Origin of the sequence: Amycolatopsis sp. NBC_00345, assembly GCF_036116635.1 — a bacterium.
Taxonomy (GTDB): Bacteria; Actinomycetota; Actinomycetes; order Mycobacteriales; family Pseudonocardiaceae; genus Amycolatopsis.
The window spans coordinates 5,426,042-5,449,127 of the sequence record NZ_CP107995.1; the positions used below are offsets into that span (position 1 = coordinate 5,426,042).

Annotated in this window: 19 protein-coding genes; 10 read left to right on the forward strand and 9 right to left on the reverse strand. The window is 70.8% G+C overall.

Annotated elements, in window-relative coordinates:
* From OG943_RS24160 to OG943_RS24185, 6 genes are all read right to left on the reverse strand, one after another.
* Positions 1-1,083, reverse strand: coding sequence for an MSMEG_0568 family radical SAM protein (locus OG943_RS24160; protein WP_328603181.1), 1,083 nt, complete (start codon positions 1,081-1,083; stop codon positions 1-3).
* Between the two features lie 184 nt (positions 1,084-1,267).
* Positions 1,268-1,780, reverse strand: coding sequence for an MSMEG_0572/Sll0783 family nitrogen starvation response protein (locus OG943_RS24165; RefSeq protein ID WP_328603182.1), 513 nt, complete (start codon positions 1,778-1,780; stop codon positions 1,268-1,270).
* A gap of 3 nt (positions 1,781-1,783) precedes the next feature.
* Positions 1,784-2,626, reverse strand: coding sequence for an amidohydrolase family protein (locus tag OG943_RS24170; protein ID WP_328603183.1), 843 nt, complete (start codon positions 2,624-2,626; stop codon positions 1,784-1,786).
* On the reverse strand, positions 2,626-3,948 hold the full coding sequence (locus OG943_RS24175; protein WP_328603184.1) for an MSMEG_0569 family flavin-dependent oxidoreductase: 1,323 nt from the start codon (positions 3,946-3,948) through the stop codon (positions 2,626-2,628). Before OG943_RS24175 ends, OG943_RS24170 begins: the two co-directional genes overlap by 1 nt.
* A gap of 173 nt (positions 3,949-4,121) precedes the next feature.
* Positions 4,122-4,337, reverse strand: a complete 216-nt coding sequence (locus OG943_RS24180; RefSeq protein WP_328603185.1) for a ferredoxin — start codon at positions 4,335-4,337, stop codon at positions 4,122-4,124.
* A gap of 4 nt (positions 4,338-4,341) precedes the next feature.
* A complete protein-coding gene (locus tag OG943_RS24185; protein ID WP_328603186.1) occupies positions 4,342-5,532 on the reverse strand; it encodes a cytochrome P450 in 1,191 nt (396 codons plus the stop codon).
* 130 nt (positions 5,533-5,662) lie between these two features.
* Here OG943_RS24185 and OG943_RS24190 point away from each other — a divergent pair, with 130 nt between their 5' ends.
* Genes OG943_RS24190 through OG943_RS24200 form a run of 3 tightly spaced genes read left to right on the forward strand, consistent with a single transcriptional unit; the run spans position 5,663 to position 7,303 of the window.
* Positions 5,663-6,235, forward strand: coding sequence for a TetR/AcrR family transcriptional regulator (locus OG943_RS24190; protein ID WP_328603187.1), 573 nt, complete (start codon positions 5,663-5,665; stop codon positions 6,233-6,235).
* A gap of 59 nt (positions 6,236-6,294) precedes the next feature.
* On the forward strand, positions 6,295-6,507 hold the full coding sequence (locus tag OG943_RS24195) for a hypothetical protein (protein ID WP_328603188.1): 213 nt from the start codon (positions 6,295-6,297) through the stop codon (positions 6,505-6,507).
* 25 nt (positions 6,508-6,532) lie between these two features.
* On the forward strand, positions 6,533-7,303 hold the full coding sequence (locus OG943_RS24200; protein ID WP_328603189.1) for a phosphotransferase family protein: 771 nt from the start codon (positions 6,533-6,535) through the stop codon (positions 7,301-7,303).
* Here OG943_RS24200 and OG943_RS24205 read toward each other — a convergent pair.
* Together OG943_RS24205 and OG943_RS24210 are read right to left on the reverse strand one after the other, a co-directional pair.
* Entirely contained in the window at positions 7,218-10,028 is a 2,811-nt protein-coding gene (locus tag OG943_RS24205) for an FAD-binding and (Fe-S)-binding domain-containing protein (protein ID WP_328603190.1), read from the reverse strand. The genes OG943_RS24200 and OG943_RS24205 overlap by 86 nt on opposite strands.
* 21 nt (positions 10,029-10,049) lie before the next feature.
* Entirely contained in the window at positions 10,050-11,105 is a 1,056-nt protein-coding gene (locus tag OG943_RS24210; protein ID WP_328603191.1) for a Glu/Leu/Phe/Val dehydrogenase dimerization domain-containing protein, read from the reverse strand.
* Positions 11,106-11,217: 112 nt separating this feature from the next.
* Between OG943_RS24210 and OG943_RS24215 the strand changes: the two genes are divergently transcribed.
* From OG943_RS24215 to OG943_RS24225, 3 genes are all read left to right on the forward strand, one after another.
* Complete coding sequence (locus OG943_RS24215; protein WP_328612141.1) at positions 11,218-11,697, forward strand: Lrp/AsnC family transcriptional regulator; 480 nt, start codon at positions 11,218-11,220, stop codon at positions 11,695-11,697.
* 110 nt (positions 11,698-11,807) lie between these two features.
* Positions 11,808-12,098: a hypothetical protein gene (locus OG943_RS24220; RefSeq protein ID WP_328603192.1), complete on the forward strand. Its 291-nt coding sequence runs from the start codon at positions 11,808-11,810 to the stop codon at positions 12,096-12,098.
* A 154-nt stretch (positions 12,099-12,252) separates the two neighbouring features.
* Complete coding sequence (locus OG943_RS24225) at positions 12,253-12,831, forward strand: GNAT family N-acetyltransferase (RefSeq protein WP_328603193.1); 579 nt, start codon at positions 12,253-12,255, stop codon at positions 12,829-12,831.
* 144 nt (positions 12,832-12,975) lie between these two features.
* Here the strand turns inward: OG943_RS24225 and OG943_RS24230 are convergent, their stop codons facing one another.
* On the reverse strand, positions 12,976-13,605 hold the full coding sequence (locus tag OG943_RS24230) for a YigZ family protein (protein ID WP_328603194.1): 630 nt from the start codon (positions 13,603-13,605) through the stop codon (positions 12,976-12,978).
* A gap of 559 nt (positions 13,606-14,164) precedes the next feature.
* Between OG943_RS24230 and gltB the strand changes: the two genes are divergently transcribed.
* The 4 genes from gltB to OG943_RS24250 all read left to right on the forward strand — a co-directional run bounded on the left by gltB (position 14,165) and on the right by OG943_RS24250 (position 22,993).
* Complete coding sequence (gltB, locus tag OG943_RS24235; RefSeq protein ID WP_328603195.1) at positions 14,165-18,709, forward strand: glutamate synthase large subunit; 4,545 nt, start codon at positions 14,165-14,167, stop codon at positions 18,707-18,709.
* On the forward strand, positions 18,702-20,153 hold the full coding sequence (locus OG943_RS24240; RefSeq protein WP_328603196.1) for a glutamate synthase subunit beta: 1,452 nt from the start codon (positions 18,702-18,704) through the stop codon (positions 20,151-20,153). Before gltB ends, OG943_RS24240 begins: the two co-directional genes overlap by 8 nt.
* Positions 20,154-20,373: 220 nt before the next feature.
* Positions 20,374-21,264 carry a transposase family protein gene (locus tag OG943_RS24245; protein WP_328603197.1) on the forward strand — a complete coding sequence of 297 codons (891 nt, stop codon included), beginning with the start codon at positions 20,374-20,376 and terminating at the stop codon, positions 21,262-21,264.
* A gap of 319 nt (positions 21,265-21,583) precedes the next feature.
* Entirely contained in the window at positions 21,584-22,993 is a 1,410-nt protein-coding gene (locus OG943_RS24250; RefSeq protein WP_328603198.1) for a Dyp-type peroxidase, read from the forward strand.
* The last annotated feature ends 93 nt before the right edge of the window (positions 22,994-23,086 follow it).

A 23,086-nucleotide genomic window follows, 5' to 3' on the forward strand; every position in this document is an offset into this window, starting at 1 on the left:
TCAGCCTCCCGCCGCACTGAGCACACTGCACGCACCACACGCCGCGCAGCCCGCGCCCTGGTCGGCACCGGTCATCCCGGCCTCGCGCAGCAACTCCGCGACGCGGCCGGTGACGTCCCGCACCAGCGCGGTGGACGGCGCCACGGCCCCGTCCCGCCGGGCCAGTGTGCCGAGCATCGGCCGCATCGGCACCACAAACGGGTACACGCCCCGCCCGATCAGCCGGGCGGCCCCCGCGACCAGCTCGTCCAGGTCCTCGCCGAGCCCGATCAGCAGGTACGTCGACACGTGGTTGCGGCCGAACACCCGCACCGCCTCGTCCCACGCCGCCTCGTACTCGGCCATCGGCACGGTGGACTTGCCCGGCATCCAGCGCCGCCGGACGCCCTCGTCGAGCGACTCCACGTGGATGCCGATCGCCGTCGCGCCCGCCTCTTTCAGCTCGGTGAGCACGCCGAGCTCACCCGGCGGCTCGATCTGCACCTGGATCGGCAGGCCCGGCACGGTTTCGAGCACCGCGCGCACGCACCGGACCAGATGCCGCGCGCCGCGATCGGGGCCGGAGGTGGTGCCGGTGGTCAGCACCATCTGCTTGACGCCGTCGAGCCGCACCGCCGCCTCCGCCACCTCGGCGAGCTGGGCCGGGGTCTTGGCGGCCACGGTGGACCCGGCGCGCAGGGACTCCTCGATGGTGCAGAACCGGCAGCGCTGGTCCTCGCCGTACCGGATGCAGGTCTGCACGACCGTGCTCGCGAGCACGTCCTTCCCGTGCAGCAGCGCGATCTTCCGGTACGGCACACCATCCTTTGTGGACAGGTCGTAGAACTTCGGCCGGGCGACCGGCTCCACCGACAGCCCGAGGTCGAGCGGGCCGCGGAAGATCCGCCCGTCCCGCACGGAGTACGGGCTGTCGTCGTTCAGCGGCAGGGCGGCGTTGGCACCGTCGACGACCAGGTGCCCGTCGTCGCTCGGCCCGGCGCCCTTGCTCCGCCGCACGGGTGCGTCCACGCGCACCCCGCGGACGGCGAGGTCGGCGCGGGTGTCCAGGTCGGTTTCGGGGTCGATTCGGGTGCCAACGCGCACAGGCCCGTCCTCCTACTGTCGTGTGACTCTGGCGGTTTTACGCCCCAATGTGGCGTTCGGTGCGTCCAACGCACCCAATGTGGCGTTCGGTGCGTTCAACGCAACCAACGCCACATTGGGGCGCTCCGGGCCAAGCCGCAGGCGGAGCACAGCGGTCAGGAAAAGAAAGCGGAATCACGCGAAACTAGAACATGTACGTGGAGTTGATGATCGCGCCCTTGCGCGCGTAGTGGATCAGCGCGTCCTGCACGTCCAGCGGGTGCGTGGGGATGACGCCTTCGATGAGGTCCTCCTCGCGGGCGCCGTGCAGCGACAGGCCGAAGCGGCAGCAGAAGACCTTGCCGCCCTCGCCGATGAACGTCTTCAGCTGGTCGTTGATGTTCATCTCACCCGGGAACGCGGCGTTGCCGGTGGTCGGGAAGCCGCGCGTGGCCAGGCAGTTCAGCGAGCCGGGGCCGTAGAAGTAGATCGCGGTCTCGAAGCCCTTCCGCAGCGCGCGGGTCGCCTGCAGGATCGCCACGAAGCTCACCGATGACTCGTGCGCGATGCCGTGCACGAGGGTGAAGTAGGTTTCGCCGTTCTCCGCCTGGTAGTCCGGGAAGACCTTGGTCCCGCCGTAGAGGTTCGAACCCTGCGGCAGCGACGGGTGCGGGATCTCGTCGAGGCTGGTCTTCTCGGTGTCGGTCAGCTCTGCCATCGGTCATTTCCCTTTCTTCGGTCCGTAAAGCACTTCGAACGTGCTCCGGAAAACGTGGCGGGCCAGCTCGCCGTCGCCGGTCACCGCGGTCAGCTTGGCGAGTTCGCCGGCGTGGTCGCCCCACGGCTCGTCGGAGGCGAACAGCACCCGGTCGTGCCCGATCCCGCGCCGGGAGATCTCGTCGGCGAGCCAGCGCGGGGTGAAGCCGATCGCCCAGGAAAGGTCGGTGTAGACCTGTTTCCCGGCGGCGATCCAGTCGAAGAAGCGGCCGCCGACGAGCTTGATGTGCCCGCTCATGCCGCCCCCGAAGTGCACGAGGTGCAGCTTCACGTCGCCGGCGTAGGCCTCGACGAGCTTGCCCACCTCGTCGATGTCCGACGCGGCGCCGGGCGAGGTGTGCACGTGGACCACGAGGTCGTGCTCCCGGGCGGTGGCGAAGACCCGGTCGAGCTGCGGCCGGCAGGCGGGGTCGCTCGCGCGGCCGCCAAGCAGGAAGCTCAGCTTCAACGCCCGCACACCGGGCTCGCCTGCGAGAGCCAGTGCCGCGTCGGTCAACGCGGCGTCCTCGGGTCGCGGCGAAACCCACAGCGCGGCGCTGATCCGGTCGTCCTTCGCCGCGGCTTCGACGCACAACTCGTTGAAGGAGAACGCGACGGCCGGGTCGGGGACGCCGTAGTTCGGGATCACCAGCGCGCGTTCGGTGCGCTCGCGGTCCATGTCGGCCAGCAGCTCGCCGATCGTCGCGCGCGAGCCGATGGCCGGCGCGACCGGCGGGCCGCCGTAGAACGGGTACGCGGGCAGCACCCCGAGGTGGCGGTGCGCGTCGGTGATCCAGCCGCCGGCCATCACGCCACCGTCCTCGGCGCGACCCAGTCCTCGTCGCGGGGATAGGTGGCGACGGGCGTGCCGGAGATCCAGCGGACGTCGGCCGCGCGCTCCCCCGCGACGATGCGCCGGGCCAGGTACTCCGCGTCCGCGGCGACGCCGCAGAACCGGCCGGAGCCCCAGGTGTGCTGCCACGGCAGGCCGAGGAAGAACAGGCCGGGGCAGCTCGTGACGCCGCGGCGGTGGGTCGGGTAGCCCTTGCCGTCGAACACCGGGACGTCGATCCAGCGGTGGTCCCGGCCGTAGCCGGTGCTCCACACGACGGCGGAAAGCCTTGCCGCGTCAAGGGTTCGCGGTCCGCCCGGCGGCCGCCACACCGGGACGTAACGGGCCTCCTCCGGCGCGTCGGCACGCTGGGCGGTGATGTACTGGTCGATGGAGTCCTTGATCCCCTCGGACACGGCGTCGGCGGCGTCGAGGTTGCCGCGCAGGTCGTCGGCGAAGGCCAGCTCGTCCCGGCGGACCGCGGTGAGCCGGCCGTAGAGCTCCATGCCGTCGCGGGCGAAGGCGCGCAGGTCGATGTCGTGCCCGCCGTCGCGGCCGGTCACGTAGTGGTTGGCGCGGAAGCGGACCGCGTCGGCGTCGGCGAACTCGTCGATGCCCCGGGCGTAGTAACCCATTTCGTCGAGCCAGGCGACCACGTCACGGCCGCGGTACCGGCGTGCGACCCGCGGCGCGGACCCGACCGCGAGGTGCACCCGCCGCCCGGCGAGGTGCAGGTCCTCCGCGATCTGGCAGCCGGACTGCCCGGTGCCGACCACCAGCACCTCGCCCTCGGGCAGCTGCGCCGGGTTGCGGTACTCCGACGAGTGCAGCTGCACGACGTCGTCCGGCAGCCGCTCGGCCAGGCGCGGGGTCAGCGGCACCTGGTACGGGCCGGTGGCCAGCACGACGTGGTCAGCGGTCAGCTCGCCCGCCGTGGTGGTGAGCCGGAAACCGCCGCCCGGCAGCTGCCGCAGCCGGGTCGCCTCGACCCCCTCGGCCAGCGGGACGTCGAACGAGCGCCGGTACTCCTCCAGGTACTCGACGATCTCGTCGCGCACCATGAAGCCCTCGGGATCGTCGCCCTGATAGGGGAACCCGGGCAGCCGGCATTGCCAGTTGGGGGTCACCAGGCAGAAGCTGTCCCAGCGGCGGGCCCGCCATTCGTGCCCGGCGCGCTCGCGTTCGAGCACCAGATGCCCGACCCCGGCCTCGGCCAGGCAATGGGACATCGAGAGCCCCGCCTGGCCACCGCCGACCACGACCACCGGCCGATGCAGGCCGTCCAGCTGGAAATTCATGGGACTCAGTGCACCGGCGGACGATTTCCGAACCGTTTCACCCGGAACACGGCGGTGTTACCAGACTCGCCCTGGGTAACGGTTGGCCACACCCAGCGTTAACATCATTTCCGTTGCCGGACAACGAAAACGGCCCCTCCGCTGCGACGGAAGGGCCGTTTTCGAGAGGGCGGTTACGGGCGGGGCCCGACGACCTCCGAGCCCGCGGTGACCGTGATCGCCATCGCCGGGCAGGAGTCCGCGGCGTCGAGCACGGTCTCGTCCGGCTCGACGGTTTCGGCGCGGGTGCGCGCGGTCGCGCCTTCCAGCTCGAAGACCTCGGGCATCAGCGACGCGCACATCCCGGAACCGATACAGGTGTGTTCGTCGACCTCGACGTGCCAAGCCATCGTGTCACCATCCGATCGGCATCGACCGCGCTCCGCGGACGAGCATCTGGGTTTTCCACACGATATCGCCTGCCACGTGCAAGCCCGGCATTTCCCGCGTGAGCGCCTTGAGCGCCTCCTGCAGTTCCAGCCGGGCGAGCGGCGCGCCGAGGCAGTGGTGCACGCCGTGGCCGAAGCCGAGGTGGTGGTTGTCCTCGCGGGCGAGCACCAGCCCCTCGGCGTCGGTGAACTGGAGCCGGTCGCGGTTCGCCGCGCCCATCGCGACGAGCACCGGCTCGCCCGCCCGCACCAGGACGTCGCCGACCTGGACGTCCTCGGTGGCGTACCGGGCGAACCCGGCGCCGGCACCGAGCGGCACGAACCGCAGCAGCTCCTCGACGGCGGACGGGATCAGCTCCGGCTCGGCGCACAGCCGCGCCCACTGCCCGGGCTCGTCCAGCAGCGCGTAGACGAAGTTCGGGATCTGGCTCGCCGTGGTCTCGTGCCCGGCCACCAGGATGCCGACGCACATGTCCACCAGCTCCAGCTCGCTGAGCCGGTCCTTTTCGTCGCGCGCCGAGATGAGCGCGGACATCAGGTCGTCCTGCGGCTCGGCGCGGTGCTCCGCGATCAGCCCGGCCATGTAGGCGCGCAGCTCCTCGCGGTTGCGCTCGGCCTCCTCCGCGGTGAGCCCGCTGGTGGTCAGCGCGGCGTCGCTCCACACGCGGAAGCGCGGCCGGTCGGCGGTCGGGACACCGAGCAGCTCGCAGATCACGGCGACCGGGATCGGCAGTGCGTAGAGGTCGACCAGGTCGGCCGGCTGCCCGGCGGCCTTCATGTCCTCGATCAGGCTCTGGGCCAGCTCGGCCACCCGCGGGCGCAGCAGCTCGACGCGGCGCATGGTGAACGCCTTCGCGACCAGCGTGCGCAGGCGGGTGTGGTCCGGCGGGTCCATCATCAGGATGCCGCCGGTGCGCCGGTGCTCGGCCATCCGCGGCTCGTCCTTGTGCTCGGCCATCGCGCGGGAGAACCGGCGGTCGCCCAGTACCAGGCGGGCGTCGGCGTACTTCGTGGCCAGCCAGGAGTCCTCGCCGTGCGGCATGCGGACCCGGACCATGCCCTCGGCCTCGCGGGCGGCCGCGTAGGCCTCGTTGAGGGCCAGCCCCGCTTCCTCGTTGAACGGGTAGGCGAGCGGTTCGGTGTGTGTGGTGGTCATGCGGAGAACTCCCGATCTGCTGGAAAGTCCGGTTTGTAAGCGCCTGCTTACAACGCTACCGATGGTGACGCAGCGCGTCAATGCGCTCACCGCCCGCAGGCCGGTTAACCTCGTCGCGAACGGAGGCGGTATGACCGGAGAGCAGCAGGCCCGCAAGCGGGACGCCGCGGCGACGAAGGCCGCCCTGCTGGACGCGGCCGAGGAGCTGTTCGCCGAGCGCGGCTTCGATCGCACGACGGTGCGGGACATCGCGGCGCGGGCGGGCGTGAACCAGGCACTGCTGTTCCGCTACTTCGGGTCGAAGGAGTCCCTGTTCGGCGTCGTGCTGGCTCGCGGCGGGCTGGCCCAGCTGCAGGCGACGCCGCCGGAGCAGCTCTTCGAAGCGACGCTGCGGTCGCTGCTCGAGCCGCTCGGCGACGGCGCCTCCCACCGGTCGCTGGAGACCTACCTGCGCTCGACCGGCAGCAGCGGCGCGGGCACCGCGATGCGCGAGCAGGTCGGCGAGGAGTACGCCCGCGTGCTCACCACCCTCACCGACCAGCCGGACGCGAAGCTGCGCGCGGACCTCGCACTGGCGTGGCTGCTGGGCATCGGCCTGGTCCGCTCGGTGACCGGCAAGGAGCCACTGGCGAGCGCCGACCCCGACGACATCGTCCGCCTCATCCGGCCGGCCGTGCAGACCCTGCTGGAGCGCAACGGATAGCCCGTTGGCGCTCCTTTGTCCGGACCGTGCTCCCCCACCGTGGCTCTAAGGTTCCGGGCATGACGCCGTTCCCGCCCGCCACCACCGAGACCGAGTTCGACCGGCTGACCCGCGCCGGCCTGCTGCCCCCGGTGCGGGCGCTCCTGAACTCCCTCGGCGTCCACGATGAGGCGGAACCGTTCGCCGACGGTTCGCTGCCGGTGTACGCCGTGGGTGCGGGCCTCGTGCTGACGCCTGCCCATCCCGACACCGCGCGTCGTCCAGGCTGGTGAGCACGACGGCTGGGGTTACGTGCTGATGGACCGGCTCCCCGGCGTCACGCTCAAGGAGGCCTGGCCACAGCTGTCCACAGAGGACAAGTCCGCGCTGGCCCCGCGGCTCGGCGAGGCACTGGCCGCGCTGCACAGCCTGGACGACCCCGCGCTGACCGTCCTCGGCCCGAAGAGCTGGAGCGCTTTCCTTACCCGGCAACGTGATCAGGCGCTCGAACATCACCGCGCCACGAAGCTGGACGAGCATTGGCTGGCGCAGATCCCAGCATTCCTGGACGCGGTGGACCTCGGCGAGCCCGCGACCGTTCCGCTGCACACCGAGTTCATGCGCGACCACCTGATGGTCACCCCCGGCAGCTGGGAGCTCACCGGCCTGTTCGACTTCGAACCCGCCATGCGAGGCGCCGCGGAGTACGAGTTCGTGGGCGCGGGCCTGTTCGTCTCGGGCGGCGACGCGGGCTTCCTGCGCCGGCTGCTCCTGGCGTACGGCTACCGCCCGGACGACCTCGGCGAGGAGTTCGCCCGCCGGTGCCTGGCGTACGCGCTGCTGCACGTGTACAGCAACTTCCGCTGGTACCTCGACGTCCTGCCCGCCCCGCCCGAGCCGACGCTCGACGCACTCGCCACGACCTGGTGGGGCACCGCCTGCCAGCGGCACGCCGTTAAGGACTCCTTACCTACCTTCAAGGTAGGTAAGGAGTCCTTAACGGCTATCGGCGCAAGCCCCGCCGCAACAGCTCGGCCAGGTGCACGGCGCGGCGGCCCGACTCCTGCTCGATCTGCGTGCGGCAGCTGAACCCGTCGGAGAGCACCACGGTGGAGTCAGCCGTCGCACGCAGCGCGGGCAGCAGCCGGTCCTCCGCGACCGCGAGCGACACGTCGTAATGCCCCCGTTCGAAGCCGAAGTTGCCCGCCAGCCCGCAACAGCCGGAGTCCAGCGTCGTGTTGCGGACGCCCGCGGCGGCCATCGCGGCCTCGTCGGCGGCGAAGCCGAGCACGGCGTGCTGGTGACAGTGCACCTGCGTGACCGTCTCGACGTCCAGCGACGCTTCGAGCGGCTTCGGCGCGTCGGCCAGCAGTTCGGCGAACGTCCGGGTGCGCGAGGCCAGCAGCTCCGCCGTCGCGTCGCCCGGCAGCAGCGCGGCCAGGTCGCCGCGGAACAGCGCGGTGCAGCTGGGCTCCAGCCCGGCGACCTCGTACCCGGCTTCGAGGTACGGCCGCAGCACTTCGAGCGTCTGCCGCAGCACCCGCTTGGCCACGTCCAGCTGGCCGGTCGAGACCCAGGTCAGTCCACAACAGACACCCCGGTCCGGCAGCACCACGTCGTAACCCGCGGCGGTGAGCACCTCCGTGGCGGCGTCGAGCACGTCGGGCGTGAGGTAGTTGTTGAACGAGTCCGGCCACAGCACGACCGGCCGCGGCCCCGTGGCGCTGCGTTCGATCACACTGCGTCGCAAGTCCTTGCGCGCCTTAGTGAACGGCACGGCCGCGAACGCAGGCAGTTCCCGCTCCTTCGCGAGCCCGCCCAGCCGTTTCACCGCGGCGGCGGCCCAGCGGCGACGCGAGACGAAGTTCGCCACGCGCGGCGCGAGCGCGGCCCCGCGCAGCCACAGCGGCAGCCAGCCCATCGAGTAGTGCGAGGCCGGGCGGACGCGGCCGCGGTAGTGCTGGTGCAGGAACTCCGCCTTGTAGGTGGCCATGTCGACGTCGACCGGGCAGTCCGACAGGCAGCCCTTGCAGGACAGGCACAGGTCCAGCGCCTCGGCGACCTCGCCGGAGCGCCAGCCGTCCTTGATCACCTCGCCGTTGACCATCTCGGCGAGCAGGTGCGCGCGCCCGCGCGTGGAGTGCTTCTCCTCGCGGGTGGCGCGGTAGCTCGGGCACATCACGCCCGGGCCGGTCGTGTTGCGGCACTTGCCGACGCCGACGCAGCGGCGCATCGCCTGCCCGAAGCTGCCCTGGTCCTCGGGGTAGCCGAGCACAGTGACGTCTTCGAGGGCCAGCGGAGCGCGGCGCACCCGCAGGTCGGCGTCCACCGGCCGCGGGTCGACCAGGATGCCCGGGTTCATCCGGCCGCCGGGGTCGAAGATCGCCTTGAACCGGCGGAACAACGCGAGCATTTCCGGGCTGTACATGCGTGACAGCAGCTCCGAACGGGCCTGCCCGTCGCCGTGCTCGCCCGAGAGCGAGCCGCCGTGCGCCGCGACGAGGTCCGCGGCCTCCTCGACGAAACCGCGGAAGTCCGCGATGCCGGGCGGCGACAGCAGGTCGAAGTCGAGGCGCAGGTGCAGGCAGCCCTCGCCGTAGTGGCCGTAGACCACGCTCTGGCGGCCGTAGCGGGCCATCAGCTCCTTGAACCCGCGCAGGTACGAGCCGAGCCGCTCGGGCGGAACCGCCGCGTCCTCCCAGCCCGGCCAGGCCTCCGAGCCGTCCGCGAGGCGCGTCGCCAGGCCCGCGCCCTCCTCTCGGATGCGCCACAGCCGGCGTTGCGCCGCCGGGTCGTCGAGCACTACCGAGCCGGTCAACGCGGAGTCCAGCGAAGCCGCCAGCTCACGGGCCCGCGCGGCGGCCTCGGCCGGGGACTCGCCCGCCAGCTCGACGAACAGCCACGCGCCGCCCGGCGGCAGGCCGTCCGCGCGGCCGGGCTCCAGCAGCGCGACGAGCTGGGCGTCCACGCCCTCGACGGTCAGCGGCGACCACGGCAGGATCTCCGGCACCGCGTCGGCCGCCGCGATGTCCGAGGCGAAGCCGAGCACGGCCAGCACCCGGTGCCGGGGCAGCTCGGCGAGCGCGACGGTCGCCTCCAGCACCGTCACGCAGGTGCCCTCGCTGCCGACCAGTGCCTTGGCGACGTCGAAGCCGTTCTCCGGCAACAGGTGCTCCAGGCCGTAGCCGGACACGCGGCGCGGCCAGGTCGACAGCTCCTTGCGCAGCAACGCGAGGTTGTCGCGCACCAGCGCGCGCAGCTCGGTGAACACCCGGCCCTCGGTGCCCGGCCGCGCCGCGCGTTCGTCCACTTCGGACGGTGAAGTCGGGCCGACGGTGAGCCGTGTGCCGTCGTAGAGCAGCACGTCCAGCTCACGCACCACGTCGACGGTCCGGCCCCAGGCCACGGAGTGCGAGCCGCACGCGTTGTTGCCGATCATGCCGCCGAGCGTGCAGCGGCTGTGCGTGGACGGGTCGGGCCCGAACCGCAGGCCGTGCGGCGCGGCGAGCGCCTGCAGGTCGTCGAGCACGGTGCCGGGCGCGACCCGCGCGAGCCGGGCGGCGGGGTCGAGCCAGCGGACGCCGTGCACGTGCCGGGAGGTGTCCACGATGATGCCCGGGCCGCACGAGTTGCCCGCGACGCTCGTGCCGCCGCCGCGCGCCACCACCGGCGCGCCCCGCTCACGCGCCGCCGCGACGGCGGCGACCACGTCGTCCACCGTCTCCGGCAGGACCACGCCGAGCGGCACGTGGCGGTAGTTGGACGCGTCGGTGGTGTACAGCGCGAGCGTGGCGGTGTCGGTGAGGATCTCCACACCCCCATTCAAGACACCCGGTCAGACCGCCGCCGTACGCACCCCGTCCAGACGCCGCCCGGACCGCGCGGCGGCCTCCGCCAGCGGCGTCGTGCCGCGAGCGGCGGAATCGGACAACAGCGCCGAGACCACGTCGCCGACCGCCGCCACCCGCGCGGACGCCGCGGCGTGATCCAGGCCCTCGACCTCCCGCGCCACGGTGTAGACGACACCGCCGGCGCTCGCCACGTAGTCGGGCACCCAGACGATGCCGCGAGCGGCGAGCGCGTCGGCCACACCGTCGTCGACCAGCTGATTGTTGGCCGGGCCGACGATGAGCGGCGCGTTGAGCGCGGTGCCCGCGTCGAGCACCCCGCCGACGGCCGCTGGCACCAGGATGTCGGCGTCGAGCGCGAGCGCTCGGGCGGGCTCGGCCCAGCCGTAGCCGAGGTGACGGGCGTCGGCGCGGGCCTGCTCGGTCACGTCGGACACGGTCACCTCGGCGCCGTCGGCGGCCAGCCCGCTCGCGACCAGCCGCCCGACCGAGCCGAACCCGCACACCACCACCCGGCGGCCGGCCGGGTCCGGGGTGCCGAACACCGCCCGGGACGCGGCCCGCAGCGCGGCGAGCACCCCGTGAGCGGTCGGGCCGCTGGAAGAGCCGATGCCGCCCGCGGACTCGGGCACGCAGAACGCGGACGCGCCGTGCTCGCGCAGCACCAGCATGTCCTCGGGGCCGGTGCCGACGTCGGGCCCGGCGAGGTACTGCCCGTCGAACGAGGCGATCAGCTCGGCGTGGTCGAGCAGCACGGCGTGCCGCCGGTCCGCATCGAGCTGCTGCCCGGGACGCAGAGCGATCACGCTCTTGGCGCCGCCGAAGTCCATGCCCGCGACGGCGCACTTGCCCGTCATCGCGGCCGAGAGCCGCAGCACGTCGCGCTCGGCCTCGTCCAGGCTGTTGTAGGCCTTCAGCCGGCAGCCGCCGAGCGCGGGCCCGAGCGCCGTCGAGTGGACCGCGACCATCGTGGTGACGCCGGAGCGGCGGCCGCGGCGGACCACGAGCCGTTCGTGGTCCCAGGGCAGGGTGTGGACGGTCATCGGGGTCCCCTTCCGCATGTCTGACGCTGTCTTCCTGGCGAAGTTAGAGTCATGAACAGCAACTTCGGGGAGATGGCGAACATAATTCGGTGACGGAGGCGACGAGGACATGCTGGACGAACTTGATTCGGCGATCGTGCGCCTGCTGCAGGAGGACGCGCGGCAGACCAACCGGGACATCGCGCGGAAGGTCGGCATCGCGCCGTCGACCTGCCTGGAGCGCACGCGGCTGCTGCGCGAGCGCGGGGTGATCCGGGGCTACCACGCCGACGTCGACCTGCCGAGCCTCGGCCGCTCGGTGCAGGCCATGGTGTCCGCGCAGGTGCGCCCGCTCAGCCGGGCGGTGATCGACGCGTTCCAGCGGTCGATGGCGGAGCGGCCGGAAGTGCTTTCGGTGTTCGTGGCGGCGGGCAGTGACGATTTCCTCATCCACGTCGCCGTGCGCGACATCGATCACCTGCACGCTTTCCTGACCGACCGGCTCGCCCTGCGCAAGGAGGTGGTCGGGTTCCGCAGTTCGATCATCTTCCGGCATCTGCGCAAGCCGATCGTGGAGGAGCTGCCCGTCGGCCGTGGAGTGGGTACCCCCTAGAAAACTCGACATCACCCCAGAGAACACCGGAAATACCCGGCTTCACGCGGTGTCGGAGCGAAACTGTCGGTGGTCTTTGTTCTACTGGACCACGAAAGCGAGGTACCGCCATGACTGTCGAACTGACAGACACCGAACTGAAGGACATCGAACTGAATCATCGCGAGCGGGCCACCCTGGCCGCGGCGGCCGCCGGCCGCGCGCAGATCAGCTGCAGCTGCGAGCCCGACCTGTTCGTCGACGGCCTGAGCTGCTGCGACCAGGGCGCCGTCCGCCGGCTGCTCCGGCTGGGCCTGCTCGAACCCGCCTCGGCCGGTGCGCACGGGGACCGGGTGCCGGCCGTGCTGACCGCCGCCGGAATGGTGGCCTTGAACGAGCAGGGCGCGATCGTGGCCGCCTAGGACCCGCGCCGAGCGGACGCACCGGGAAACGCGCAGGAAAACGCGCCCGGAACGCGCCGGGAAAACGGTCCAGGGAAATGGGCCGGGAGAACCCGGGGAAACCCTCGGGAAAAACCCGTTGCCGCTGTGCCCGGCACCCGGGAGCATCGTTCGGATGGACGTGTTCCTGGAGACCGAGCGGCTGATTCTGCGCCGCTTCACCCGCGATGACGCGGATCTGCTGTTCGACCTCTACAACGACCCCGCCGTGATGCGTTATCTCAATGGCGGCGCGCCGGCCGACCGTAACGAGATCACCGCACTTGATCTCCCCGCATTCCTGGGTTACTACCCGCGTTTCCCCGGTTACGGCTTCTGGGCAGCACTCGACCGGGCAGCACTCGACCAGGAGTCACGCGGCTTCCTGGGCTGGTTCCACTTCCGCCCACAACCGGACGACCCGCTGGACGAACCCGAACTCGGCTACCGCCTGCACCGCGCGGCCTGGGGCCGCGGCTACGCGACGGAAGGCTCCCGCGCCTTGCTGGCGAAGGGTTTCACGGACCTGGGCGCGAGCCGCGTCACCGCCGCCACCCTCACCGCGAACCTGGGCTCACGCCGCGTCCTGGAGAAGATCGGGCTACGCCACCTGCGCACCACCCCGGCCGACGAGCACGACACCGCCGAAGGCGCCGAACGCGGGGTGCGCGAGTACGCCATCACCCGCGCCGAATGGGCCGCACTGCAACAGTGACCGCCGCCGCCCTGACGCGCCGCGCCCCGCCCCTTCGCCTCGCCTCGCCTCGCCGAATGCGCCCCAATGTGGCGTTCGGTGCGTCCAGCGCACCGAACGCCACATTGGGTGCGTCCAACGCAACCAACGCCACATTGGGGCGGTTCAGACCGAGCGCACCCATTCCTCCCCCAGCCGGGTCAGTACCGCCTCGCCGCCGGTGAGGTCCGCGAGCCAGGCGGCGAACGGCTCCTCCTCACCCACGCCGAGGCCGACCGCGAAGTGGGCAGTGGCGTCGAAGCGGGTCTCCTTCACCGTGTACGACGACGAGCGCAGGTCGTTCTCCATGCGGCCCGCGCGGGTGTAGTCGACCTCGACGTCGACGAGGCGCAGCCGCCGGTACTCGACAACACCGACCGCGTCCAAGGCCTCCGACACCGCCTGCCCGTACGCGCGGATCAAGCCGCCCGCGCCCAGCAGCACCCCGCCGAAGTGACGGGACACCACCGCGACCGTGTCCGTGACCGCGCGCCGCCGCAGTACCTCCAGCATCGGGATGCCCGCGGTGCCGGCGGGTTCGCCGTCGTCGCTGGAGCGCTGGGTCCGGCCGTCCGGGCCGAGGACAAAGGCGTGACAGTGGTGCCGCGCCGCCGGTTCGGCCTTGCGCCGGGCCGCGATCGCCTCGCGCGCGGCGGCTTCGCCGGCCACCGGGGCGAGGGCGCAGAGGAAGCGGGAGCGCCGGATCTCGATCTCGTGCAGTCCCGGACTCGGCACGGAGAGATAACGATCAGTCATCGACAGCTCGCCTCATGCGACCAGTCAACCACCCGGGCCGCCCGGCCGGACACCAGGTCGCAGCGGCGTTTTGCCTGGTCAGCGGCGGTGTCGTCCGGACGTCGGGAGAGAAAGCCCGACATATGGGAGTACCCCGGGGGGCGTCAACGTAAGCGTGGCATTTCCCACCCGGGCGCGACGACGTATGTCGATTACAGCGAATTCACACTATCGTCATAAGACCCGGCGAACCCGGGAGTACCACCACGCGCCCGGCCCGCCCCCCACCACACCGGCTGACCGCACCAGCGCGTGGGCTGCACCGACCAGTGTCCGGCCGCCCAACGGCGTGTGGCCCATGAATTACCCGCAGCCCGATCGACGACGATCGGGCTGGGCCGTCCCGCCTGGACTCTTCCATCGAGAAGAGCAACGGGCGCGCTCGCGGGAGATTCGTTCCCTCTCGACTCTGTTCTCGACTGACCATCGCGGTTCCGGACCACTTCGTTAACCGGTTCAGTGTCGAACCACCCGATGGAGTGAGTACCGGGCGCGCCAACGCCCTGGGAGGCGGCCAGCCGTGACCCACCGTGCCAGTTCCGGTTCCAGCACACCGGCCCTCGCGGGTCTGTACGACCCTTCTTACGAGCACGACGCCTGTGGCGTCGCGTTCGTCGCCGACCTCGCCGGTCGCCGAGATCATCAGATCGTGGCGAAAGCCTTGGTCGCGCTCAGGAATCTGGAGCATCGCGGGGCGCGTGGCGCCGAACCCGACACCGGCGACGGCGCCGGTCTGCTGATCCAGGTGCCCGACGCGTTCTACCGTGAGGTCGCCGGCTTCACGCTGCCCGAAGAGGGCGCTTACGCCGTCGGTACCGCTTTCCTGCCCCAGGACGAAAAACGCCGCGGTCACGCCATGACCACCATCGAGCGGATCGCCGCCGAGGAGGACATGCGCGTGGTGGGCTGGCGCGAGCTGCCCGTCGACACCGCGCACTGCGGGCCCACCGCGGCCGAGACCATGCCGCACTTCACGCAGCTCTTCCTGGCCGGGCGCCGTCAGAACCGCGAGGGCCTCGCCCTGGAGCGCGCCGCCTTCTGCGTGCGCAAGCGCGCCGAGCACGAGCTCGTGGAAGACGACGTCTACTTCCCCTCCCTGTCCTCGCGCACGATCGTCTACAAGGGAATGCTCACCGAGGGCCAGGTCGAGCGGTTCTTCCTCGACCTGACCGACGAGCGCGTGACGAGCGCCATCGGCCTGGTGCACTCCCGCTTCTCCACCAACACCTTCCCGTCGTGGCCGCTCGCGCACCCGTACCGGTACGTGGCACACAACGGCGAAATCAACACCCTCAAGGGCAACCGCAACTGGATGGACGCCCGCGAAGCGCTGCTGGAGACGGATCTCGTCCCCGGCGACCTCAAGCGCGTCTACCCGGTGATCACCCGCGGGGCCAGCGACTCCGCCTCGTTCGACGAGGTGCTCGAACTCCTGCACCTCGGCGGGCGGTCGCTGCCGCACTCCGTGCTGATGATGATCCCGGAAGCCTGGGAGAACCACCAGGAAATGGACCCCGCGCGACGGGCGTTCTACGAGTTCCACTCCACGCTGATGGAGCCGTGGGACGGCCCCGCGCTGGTGGCGTTCACCGACGGCACGCAGATCGGCGCGGTGCTCGACCGCAACGGCCTGCGCCCCGGCCGCTACTGGGTGACCGACGACGGCCTCGTCGTGCTCGCCAGTGAGGTCGGCGTGCTGGAGCTGGACCAGTCCACGATCATCCGCAAGGGGCGGCTGGAGCCGGGCCGGATGTTCCTCGTCGACACGGCCGAGGGCCGGATCGTCGAGGACGAGGAGATCAAGGGCGAGCTGGCCACCGCGCACCCGTACGACGAATGGGTCGACGCCGGGCTGCTGCGCCTGGAAGACCTTCCCGAGCGCGACCGCGAAGTACCGCTGCACGCCGCGCTCGTCCGGCGCCAGCAGTCCTTCGGCTACACCGAAGAAGAGCTGGAAACCATCCTCGAGCCGATGGCCCGCACCGGCGCGGAGCCGGTCGGCTCGATGGGCAACGACTCGCCGCTCGCGCCGCTCTCGTCGCGCTCGCGGCCGCTGTTCGACTACTTCATCCAGCTCTTCGCCCAGGTGACGAACCCGCCGCTGGACTCCATCCGGGAAGAGCTGATCACGGCGCTCGGCACGCAGATCGGCGCGGAGCCGAACTTGCTCGAAGCCGGCGCCGCGTCGTGCCGCCGCATCGTGCTGCCGTTCCCCGTGCTGGACAACGACCAGCTGGCGAAGCTGGTGCACGTCAACGACGACGGCACGCTGCCGGAGTTCCAGGCTGTCACCGTGCTCGGCCGCTACAACGTGCACGGCGGCGGCGAAGCGCTTGTGCAGCGGCTCGACGAGATCCGCAGCGAGGTGTCCGAGGCGATCGAGGACGGCGCGCGGCTGATCGTGCTGTCCGACCGCGGCGTCGACGAGAACCACGCCGCGATCCCGTCGCTGCTGCTCACCGGCGCGGTGCACCACCACCTGGTCCGTGAGAAGACACGCACGCAGGTCGGCCTCATCGTCGAGGCGGGCGACGCGCGCGAGGTGCACCACATCGCGCTGCTCGTCGGCTACGGCGTGGCCGCGGTGAACCCGTACCTGGCGATGGCGACGGTCGAGGAAATGGCGCACCAGGGCCTGATCCCGGGCGTCACCGGCAAGCAGGCGACCACGAACCTGATCAAGGCGCTGGGCAAGGGCGTGCGGAAGACGATGTCCAAAATGGGCGTCTCCACCGTCGCTTCCTACACCGGCGCGCAGATCTTCGAGGCGGTCGGGCTGGGCGCCGAGGTCGTCGACACCTGTTTCACCGGCACCACCTCGCGGCTCGGCGGCATCGGGTTCGACACGATCGCCGACGAGGTCGAACAGCGCCACCGCCGGGCCTTCCCGGCCGACGGCGTCCGCCCGAGCCACCGCGAGCTGGAGACCGGCGCGGACTACCAGTGGCGCCGCGAAGGCGAGCCGCACCTGTTCAACCCGCAGACCGTTTTCAAGCTGCAGCACTCCACTCGCAGCGGGAAGTACGAGGTCTTCAAGGAGTACACGAAGGCCGTCAACGACCAGTCGGAGAAGCTGCAGACGCTGCGCGGGCTGTTCGACTTCAAGTACGGCGACCGGACGCCGGTGCCGATCGAAGAGGTCGAGCCGGTGTCGGAGATCGTCAAGCGGTTCGCCACCGGCGCCATCTCCTACGGCTCGATCTCGATGGAGATGCACCAGACGCTGGCCATCGCGATGAACCGGATCGGCGGCAAGTCGAACACCGGCGAGGGCGGCGAGGACGCCGAACGGCTTTACGACCCCGAACGGCGCTCCGCCGTGAAGCAGGTCGCCAGCGGCCGGTTCGGCGTGACGAGCGAATACCTGGTCAACGCCGACGACATCCAGATCAAGATGGCGCAGGGCGCGAAGCCCGGCGAGGGCGGGCAGCTGCCCGGCACGAAGGTGTACCCGTGGATCGCGAAGACGCGGTACTCGACGCCGGGCGTCGGCCTGATTTCCCCGCCGCCGCACCACGACATCTATTCGATCGAAGACCTCGCCCAGCTGATCCACGACCTGAAGAACGCCAACCCGGCCGCGCGCATCCATGTGAAGCTCGTGTCCGAGGTCGGCGTCGGCACGGTCGCGGCCGGTGTGTCCAAGGCGCACGCGGACGTCGTGCTGATCTCCGGCCACGACGGCGGGACGGGCGCTTCGCCGCTGTCGTCCATCAAGCACGCGGGCGGCCCGTGGGAGCTGGGCCTGGCCGAAACGCAGCAGACGCTGCTGGCCAACCGGCTGCGCGACCGGATCGTGGTGCAGACCGACGGCCAGCTCAAGACCGGCCGTGACGTGATGATCGCCGCGCTGCTCGGCGCCGAGGAGTTCGGCTTCGCGACCGCGCCGCTGGTGGTTTCGGGCTGCGTCATGATGCGCGTCTGCCACCTCGACACCTGCCCGGTGGGCGTCGCGACGCAGAACCCCAAGCTGCGCGAGAAGTTCAGCGGCAAGGCCGAGTACGTGGTGAACTTCTTCCAGTTCATCGCGCAGGAGGTCCGGGAGTACCTGGCGGAGCTGGGTTTCCGGTCCATCGCCGAGGCCGTGGGCCACGCCGAGGTGCTCGACAAGCGCCAGGCCGTCGACCACTGGAAGGCGGCCGGGCTCGACCTGTCGCCGATCTTCCACGTGCCGGAGCTGGCCCCGCGGGCGGCGCGGCACCAGCAGGTGGCGCAGGACCACGGGCTGGACAAGGCGCTCGACAACACGCTGATCCAGCTGGCCGAGGGCGCGCTGTCCTCGGGTGACAAGGTGCGGCTGGAACTGCCGGTGCGCAACGTCAACCGCACCGTCGGCACCATGCTCGGCTCCGAGCTGACGAAGAAGTGGGGCGGCGAGGGCCTGCCGGACGACACCATCGACGTCACCTTCACCGGCACCGCGGGCCAGTCGTTCGGCGCGTTCGTGCCGAAGGGCATCACGCTGCGGCTCTACGGCGACGGCAACGACTACGTCGGCAAGGGCCTCTCCGGCGGACGGCTCGTCGTGCGCCCCGACAAGACCGCAGTGATCGCCGCCGAGGACCACATCATCGCGGGCAACGTGATCGGCTACGGCGCCACCAGCGGTGAGATCTTCATCCGCGGCAAGGCCGGCGAGCGGTTCTGCGTGCGCAACTCCGGCGCGCTGGCCGTCGTCGAGGGCGTCGGCGACCACGGCGTCGAATACATGACGGGCGGCCGGGTCGTGGTGCTCGGCGGCGTCGGGCGCAACTTCGCGGCCGGCATGTCCGGCGGCATCGCGTACGTGCTGGACCTGCCGGTGCACCGGGTGAACCCGGAGATGGTCGACATCGACCCGCTCGACTCCGAGGACGCCGACTTCCTGCGCGAAACCGTCGAAAAGCATTACAACGAAACGGAATCCGCGGTCGCGCGCGAGCTGCTCGCCGACTGGGACGCCGCCGTCGACCGGTTCGGCAAGGTCATGCCGAAGGACTACAAGCGTGTGCTCGCCGCTCAGGTGCAGGCGGAGCGGGACGGGCGTGATGTGAACGAGGCGATCATGGAGGCCGCACATGGCTGACCCCAAGGGCTTTATGACCACCACTCGCGAGGAGCCGAAGCGCCGTCCGGTCGATCTGCGGCTGATGGACTGGCGCGAGGTCTACGAGGACTTCGCGTCGACGAAGCTGGAGAAGCAGGCCGGGCGCTGTATGGACTGCGGCATCCCGTTCTGTCACCAGGGCTGTCCGCTGGGGAACCTGATCCCCGAGTGGAACACCTTGGTGTGGCGGGAAGACTGGCAGGAGGCGGCCGAGCGGCTGCACGCCACCAACAACTTCCCGGAGTTCACCGGCACGCTGTGCCCCGCGCCGTGCGAGACCGCGTGTGTGCTGGGCATCAACGACGACCCGGTGACGATCAAGCGGGTCGAGATCTCCATCATCGACCGGGCCTTCGCCGAAGGCTGGGTCACGCCGCAGGTGCCGGTCACGAAAACGGGCAAGAAGGTCGCTGTGATCGGCTCCGGCCCGTCCGGGCTCGCCGCGGCGCAGCAGCTGACGCGCGCGGGCCACAGTGTGGTGGTCTTCGAGCGGGCCGACAAGATCGGCGGGCTGCTGCGTTACGGCATCCCCGCGTTCAAGATGGAGAAGCACCGGCTCGACCGGCGGATCGAGCAGATGCGGGCCGAGGGCACGGAGTTCCGGACCTCGGTGGACGTCGGCGCCGACCTCACGGTGGACGAGCTGCGGTCGTCCCACGACGCCGTGGTGCTGGCGGGCGGCGCGACGGCGTGGCGCGACCTGCCGATCGACGGCCGCGAGCTGAACGGCATCCACCAGGCGATGGAGTTCCTGCCGCCGGCGAACCGGGTCGCCGCGGGTGAGCTGGACGCGTCGCCGTATTCCGCGGAGGGCCTCGACGTCGTGGTCATCGGCGGCGGTGACACGGGCGCGGACTGCGTCGGCACCTCGCACCGCCAGGGCGCGAAGTCGGTGACACAGCTGGAAATCATGCCGCGGCCGCCGGAGTCGCGCGCGGACGCGCACCCGTGGCCGACGTACCCGATGATCTACCGCGTCTCCTCGGCCCACGAGGAAGGCGGCGAGCGGCTGTATTCGGTGAACACGCAGGAGTTCCTGAGTGACGCCGACGGCCGGGTGCGCGCGCTGAAGCTCGTCGAGGTGCGCAACGAGGGCGGCAAGTTCGTCCCGGTGGAGGGCACCGAGACCGAGCTGCCGGCCCAGCTGGTGCTGCTGGCCATGGGTTTCCTGGGCCCGCAGCGCGAAGGCCTGATCGAGGACCTCGGCGTGGAGCTCGACCCGCGTGGCAATGTCGCGCGGGACAAGGACTTCCGCACGAGCCTCGACAACGTCTTCGTGGCGGGCGACATGGGCCGGGGCCAGTCGCTCATCGTGTGGGCCATCGCGGAGGGCCGCTCCTGCGCCGCCGGCGTCGACGCCTTCCTGACCGGCCGGGGCTTCCTGCCCGCCCCGATCGCCCCGACGGACCGGCCGCTCTCCTGAACCGGCCCCTCTCCTGAACCGGCCGCTCTCCTGAGCTTCGGGCGGGGGCACCAACGCTGTTGCCCCCGCCCGATCTTCTTGCGCCCCAATGGGGTTGTTTCATCGTGGTTGTGGCTGGTGGCGGCGGTGAGGCGAGGTCGTTTCGGTTGGTCTGGCAGGAAGTGGTGGCGGGACGGTGTGGCGTCCCGGGCATGAGTGAAGCCCTCGGCAAGATCGAGATGTGAGTCAACAACCCGCCGAGGGCTTCGACCCCATTTCCTATCAGGTCACCCTTCCCCTGTCGCGACAGACCCTGCAGATGGTCGCCGAGTTGATCCGCACCCGTCGCCGGCAGATGCGGTCGCGGTGGCGTAAAGCCGGCCCTGCCGGGCAGGCGCTGGTGGTGCTGGCGGTGCTGCGCCACGACCAGCGCCTGGCCGACATCAGCGGTGGTAACGGTGTCTCAGCGAGCACGGTGCGGCGCTGGGTGCTGGAAGTCATCACGCTGCTCGCCGCCCGGGCCCGACGGCTGGGACGGGTCCTGCGGCGGCTGGCCGCCCAGGCAGCGGTGGTGGTGCTGGTGGACGGGACGCTGATCCGGACCCGTCGCCGCGCCGGCACCGCCAACCGACCCAATTACAGCGGTAAACACAAACAACACGGGCTGGTGGTGCTCGGGCTGAGCGATGAACAGGGCCGGTTGCTGTGGGTGTCGGCGGTCCTGGCGGGTAAGACCGCCGATATCACCGCTGCACGTCGGTTGCGGGTCCGTGACCGGTTGCATGAGCACGATCTGACCCCGGCCGGCGACAAGGGTTTCCATGGCTGGCACAAAGACGTCCGCGACACCCGCGACTGCTTTCGGTGTGGTGGGTTGTGTGAGCAGATCGTGCTTACGCCGTACAAAGCTCAGGCCAACCGGCCGTTGACGACGGGGCAGAAGCAGGCGAACGCGGCGTTCAGCGGGATGCGCTGTGCGGTGGAGGGTGGCTTCGCCGCCCTGAAAGCTTGGCGGATTTTGACCAAGGTTCGGATGGATGCCCGTCATGTCACGACGTTGGTGCGGGCTCTGCTCGTGCTTGTGGAGCACGAGCAGAGCGTCCGCGACACTGCCCGGCCCGCCGCGGTTTGACGGTTACCACGATCAGTCAACCCAGCCTGACCAGCACAAACCACGATGAAACAACCCCAATGTGGCGTTGGTTGCGTTGGACGCACCCAATGTGGCGTTCGGTGCGTTGAACGCACCGAACGCCACATTGGGGCGCTTCCCGCCGATTACTGAGCGATACGAGGCGTTGGGCTTTTCGGGTGAATTCGCGGCCGAGGTGGCATCCGGACCGCCACCGAGTGCAACCTGGAGAGCAAGGGAGGAACACCGCCGGTCGCCGAGGGGGCTCGGGTGCCGGTGGTGTCCGCCGGCACGGCGGGAACGGGGAGGGGACCCTGGCATGGCTGTCGATCTGACCACCACTCTGGCCTGGACCACGGCGAGCGGCGACGCCGCCACGATGCTCGACGAGCTCCAGCCCAACATCCTGAAGGCACACGCCCGCGACCATCTGTCGGCGCTGTTCCTGCAGTTCGGCGACAAGAAGCACGCCGGCGAGGCGAAGGGTTTCCTGGCGGCGCTGGCGAACCAGCAGATGAAGTCCGCGAAGACGCAGCTGCAGGAGATCAGCACGTTCAAGGCCGCGGGCACCGGGGGGACGCCGTACGTCGGCGTCGGGCTGACCGCCGCGGGGTACCGGGCGCTCGGCGTGAGGCAGGTGCCGCAGGACGAGTCGTTCCTACGCGGCATGCGCGACCCGGCGACGCGGCAGAAGCTCGCCGACCCGCCGCGGTCCACCTTCGATCCCGGCTACCACGGCGAAATCCACGCCGTGGTCCTGATCGGCGACGCCACCGACGGGGCGATGACCGCGCGCCGCAACGAGGTTCTGGCCCTGCTGCCGGATTCCGTCACCGTGCTCGCCGAAGAGGCGGGCCTGGGCCGGACCAACTCGCGCGGCGAGGGCATCGAGCACTTCGGCTACGTCGACGGCCGCAGCCAGCCGCTGTTCCTGGCCGAGGACGTGGACGCGGAGAAGAACTCCACCGACGGCATCAACGTCTGGGACCCGTCGGCCCCGCTCTCGCAGGTGCTGGTGGCCGACGTCGCGGCGCCGGACCCGGCCGTGCACTTCGGCAGCTACTTCGTGTTCCGCAAGCTGGAGCAGAACGTGCGGCGGTTCAAGCAGGCCGAGCTCGACCTGGCCGACACGCTCGGGCTCACGGGCGACGACCGCGAGCGCGCGGGCGCCATGATCATCGGCCGGTTCGAGGACGGCACCCCGCTCACCACGCAGCGCGAGGACGGCGCGGAAAGCCCGGTGTCCAACAACTTCACCTTCGACAGCGACCTCGCGGCCGGCAAGTGCCCGTTCCAGGCTCACATCCGCAAGACGAACCCGCGTGGCAGCGGCGGGTTCGAGGAGCCCGCGGACGAGCGCCTGCACCTGATGGCGCGCCGCGGCGTGCCCTACGGCGAGCGCGCCGACGACCCGAACGGCGACGTGCCGCCGGCCCAGCGCCCGTCCGGCGGCGTCGGGCTGCTGTTCATGGCGTTCAACTCGGCGCTGGGCAACCAGTTCGAGTTCACGCAGGCGACCTGGGCGGACAACCCGGGCTTCCCGAAGGCGCCGGTGAAGCCGGGCCTCGACCCGGTGATCGGCCAGGGCCCGCGGGAATCCTCGGAGTACGTCCCGGGCTGGGGCGGCACCACCACGGTCACCGCGCCGCCGGTGCCGCAGGCCGTCACCTGCAAGGGCGGCGACTACTTCTTCATGCCGTCACTGGCGTTCCTGCGCGCACTCGCCTGATTCCGCCCGCCGGCCGCGGACCGTTCGCCGGACAACCACTGGGGGTAATGGCCCCTTCGCGAACCCTCGCGAAGGGGCCACTCCACGCCAAAC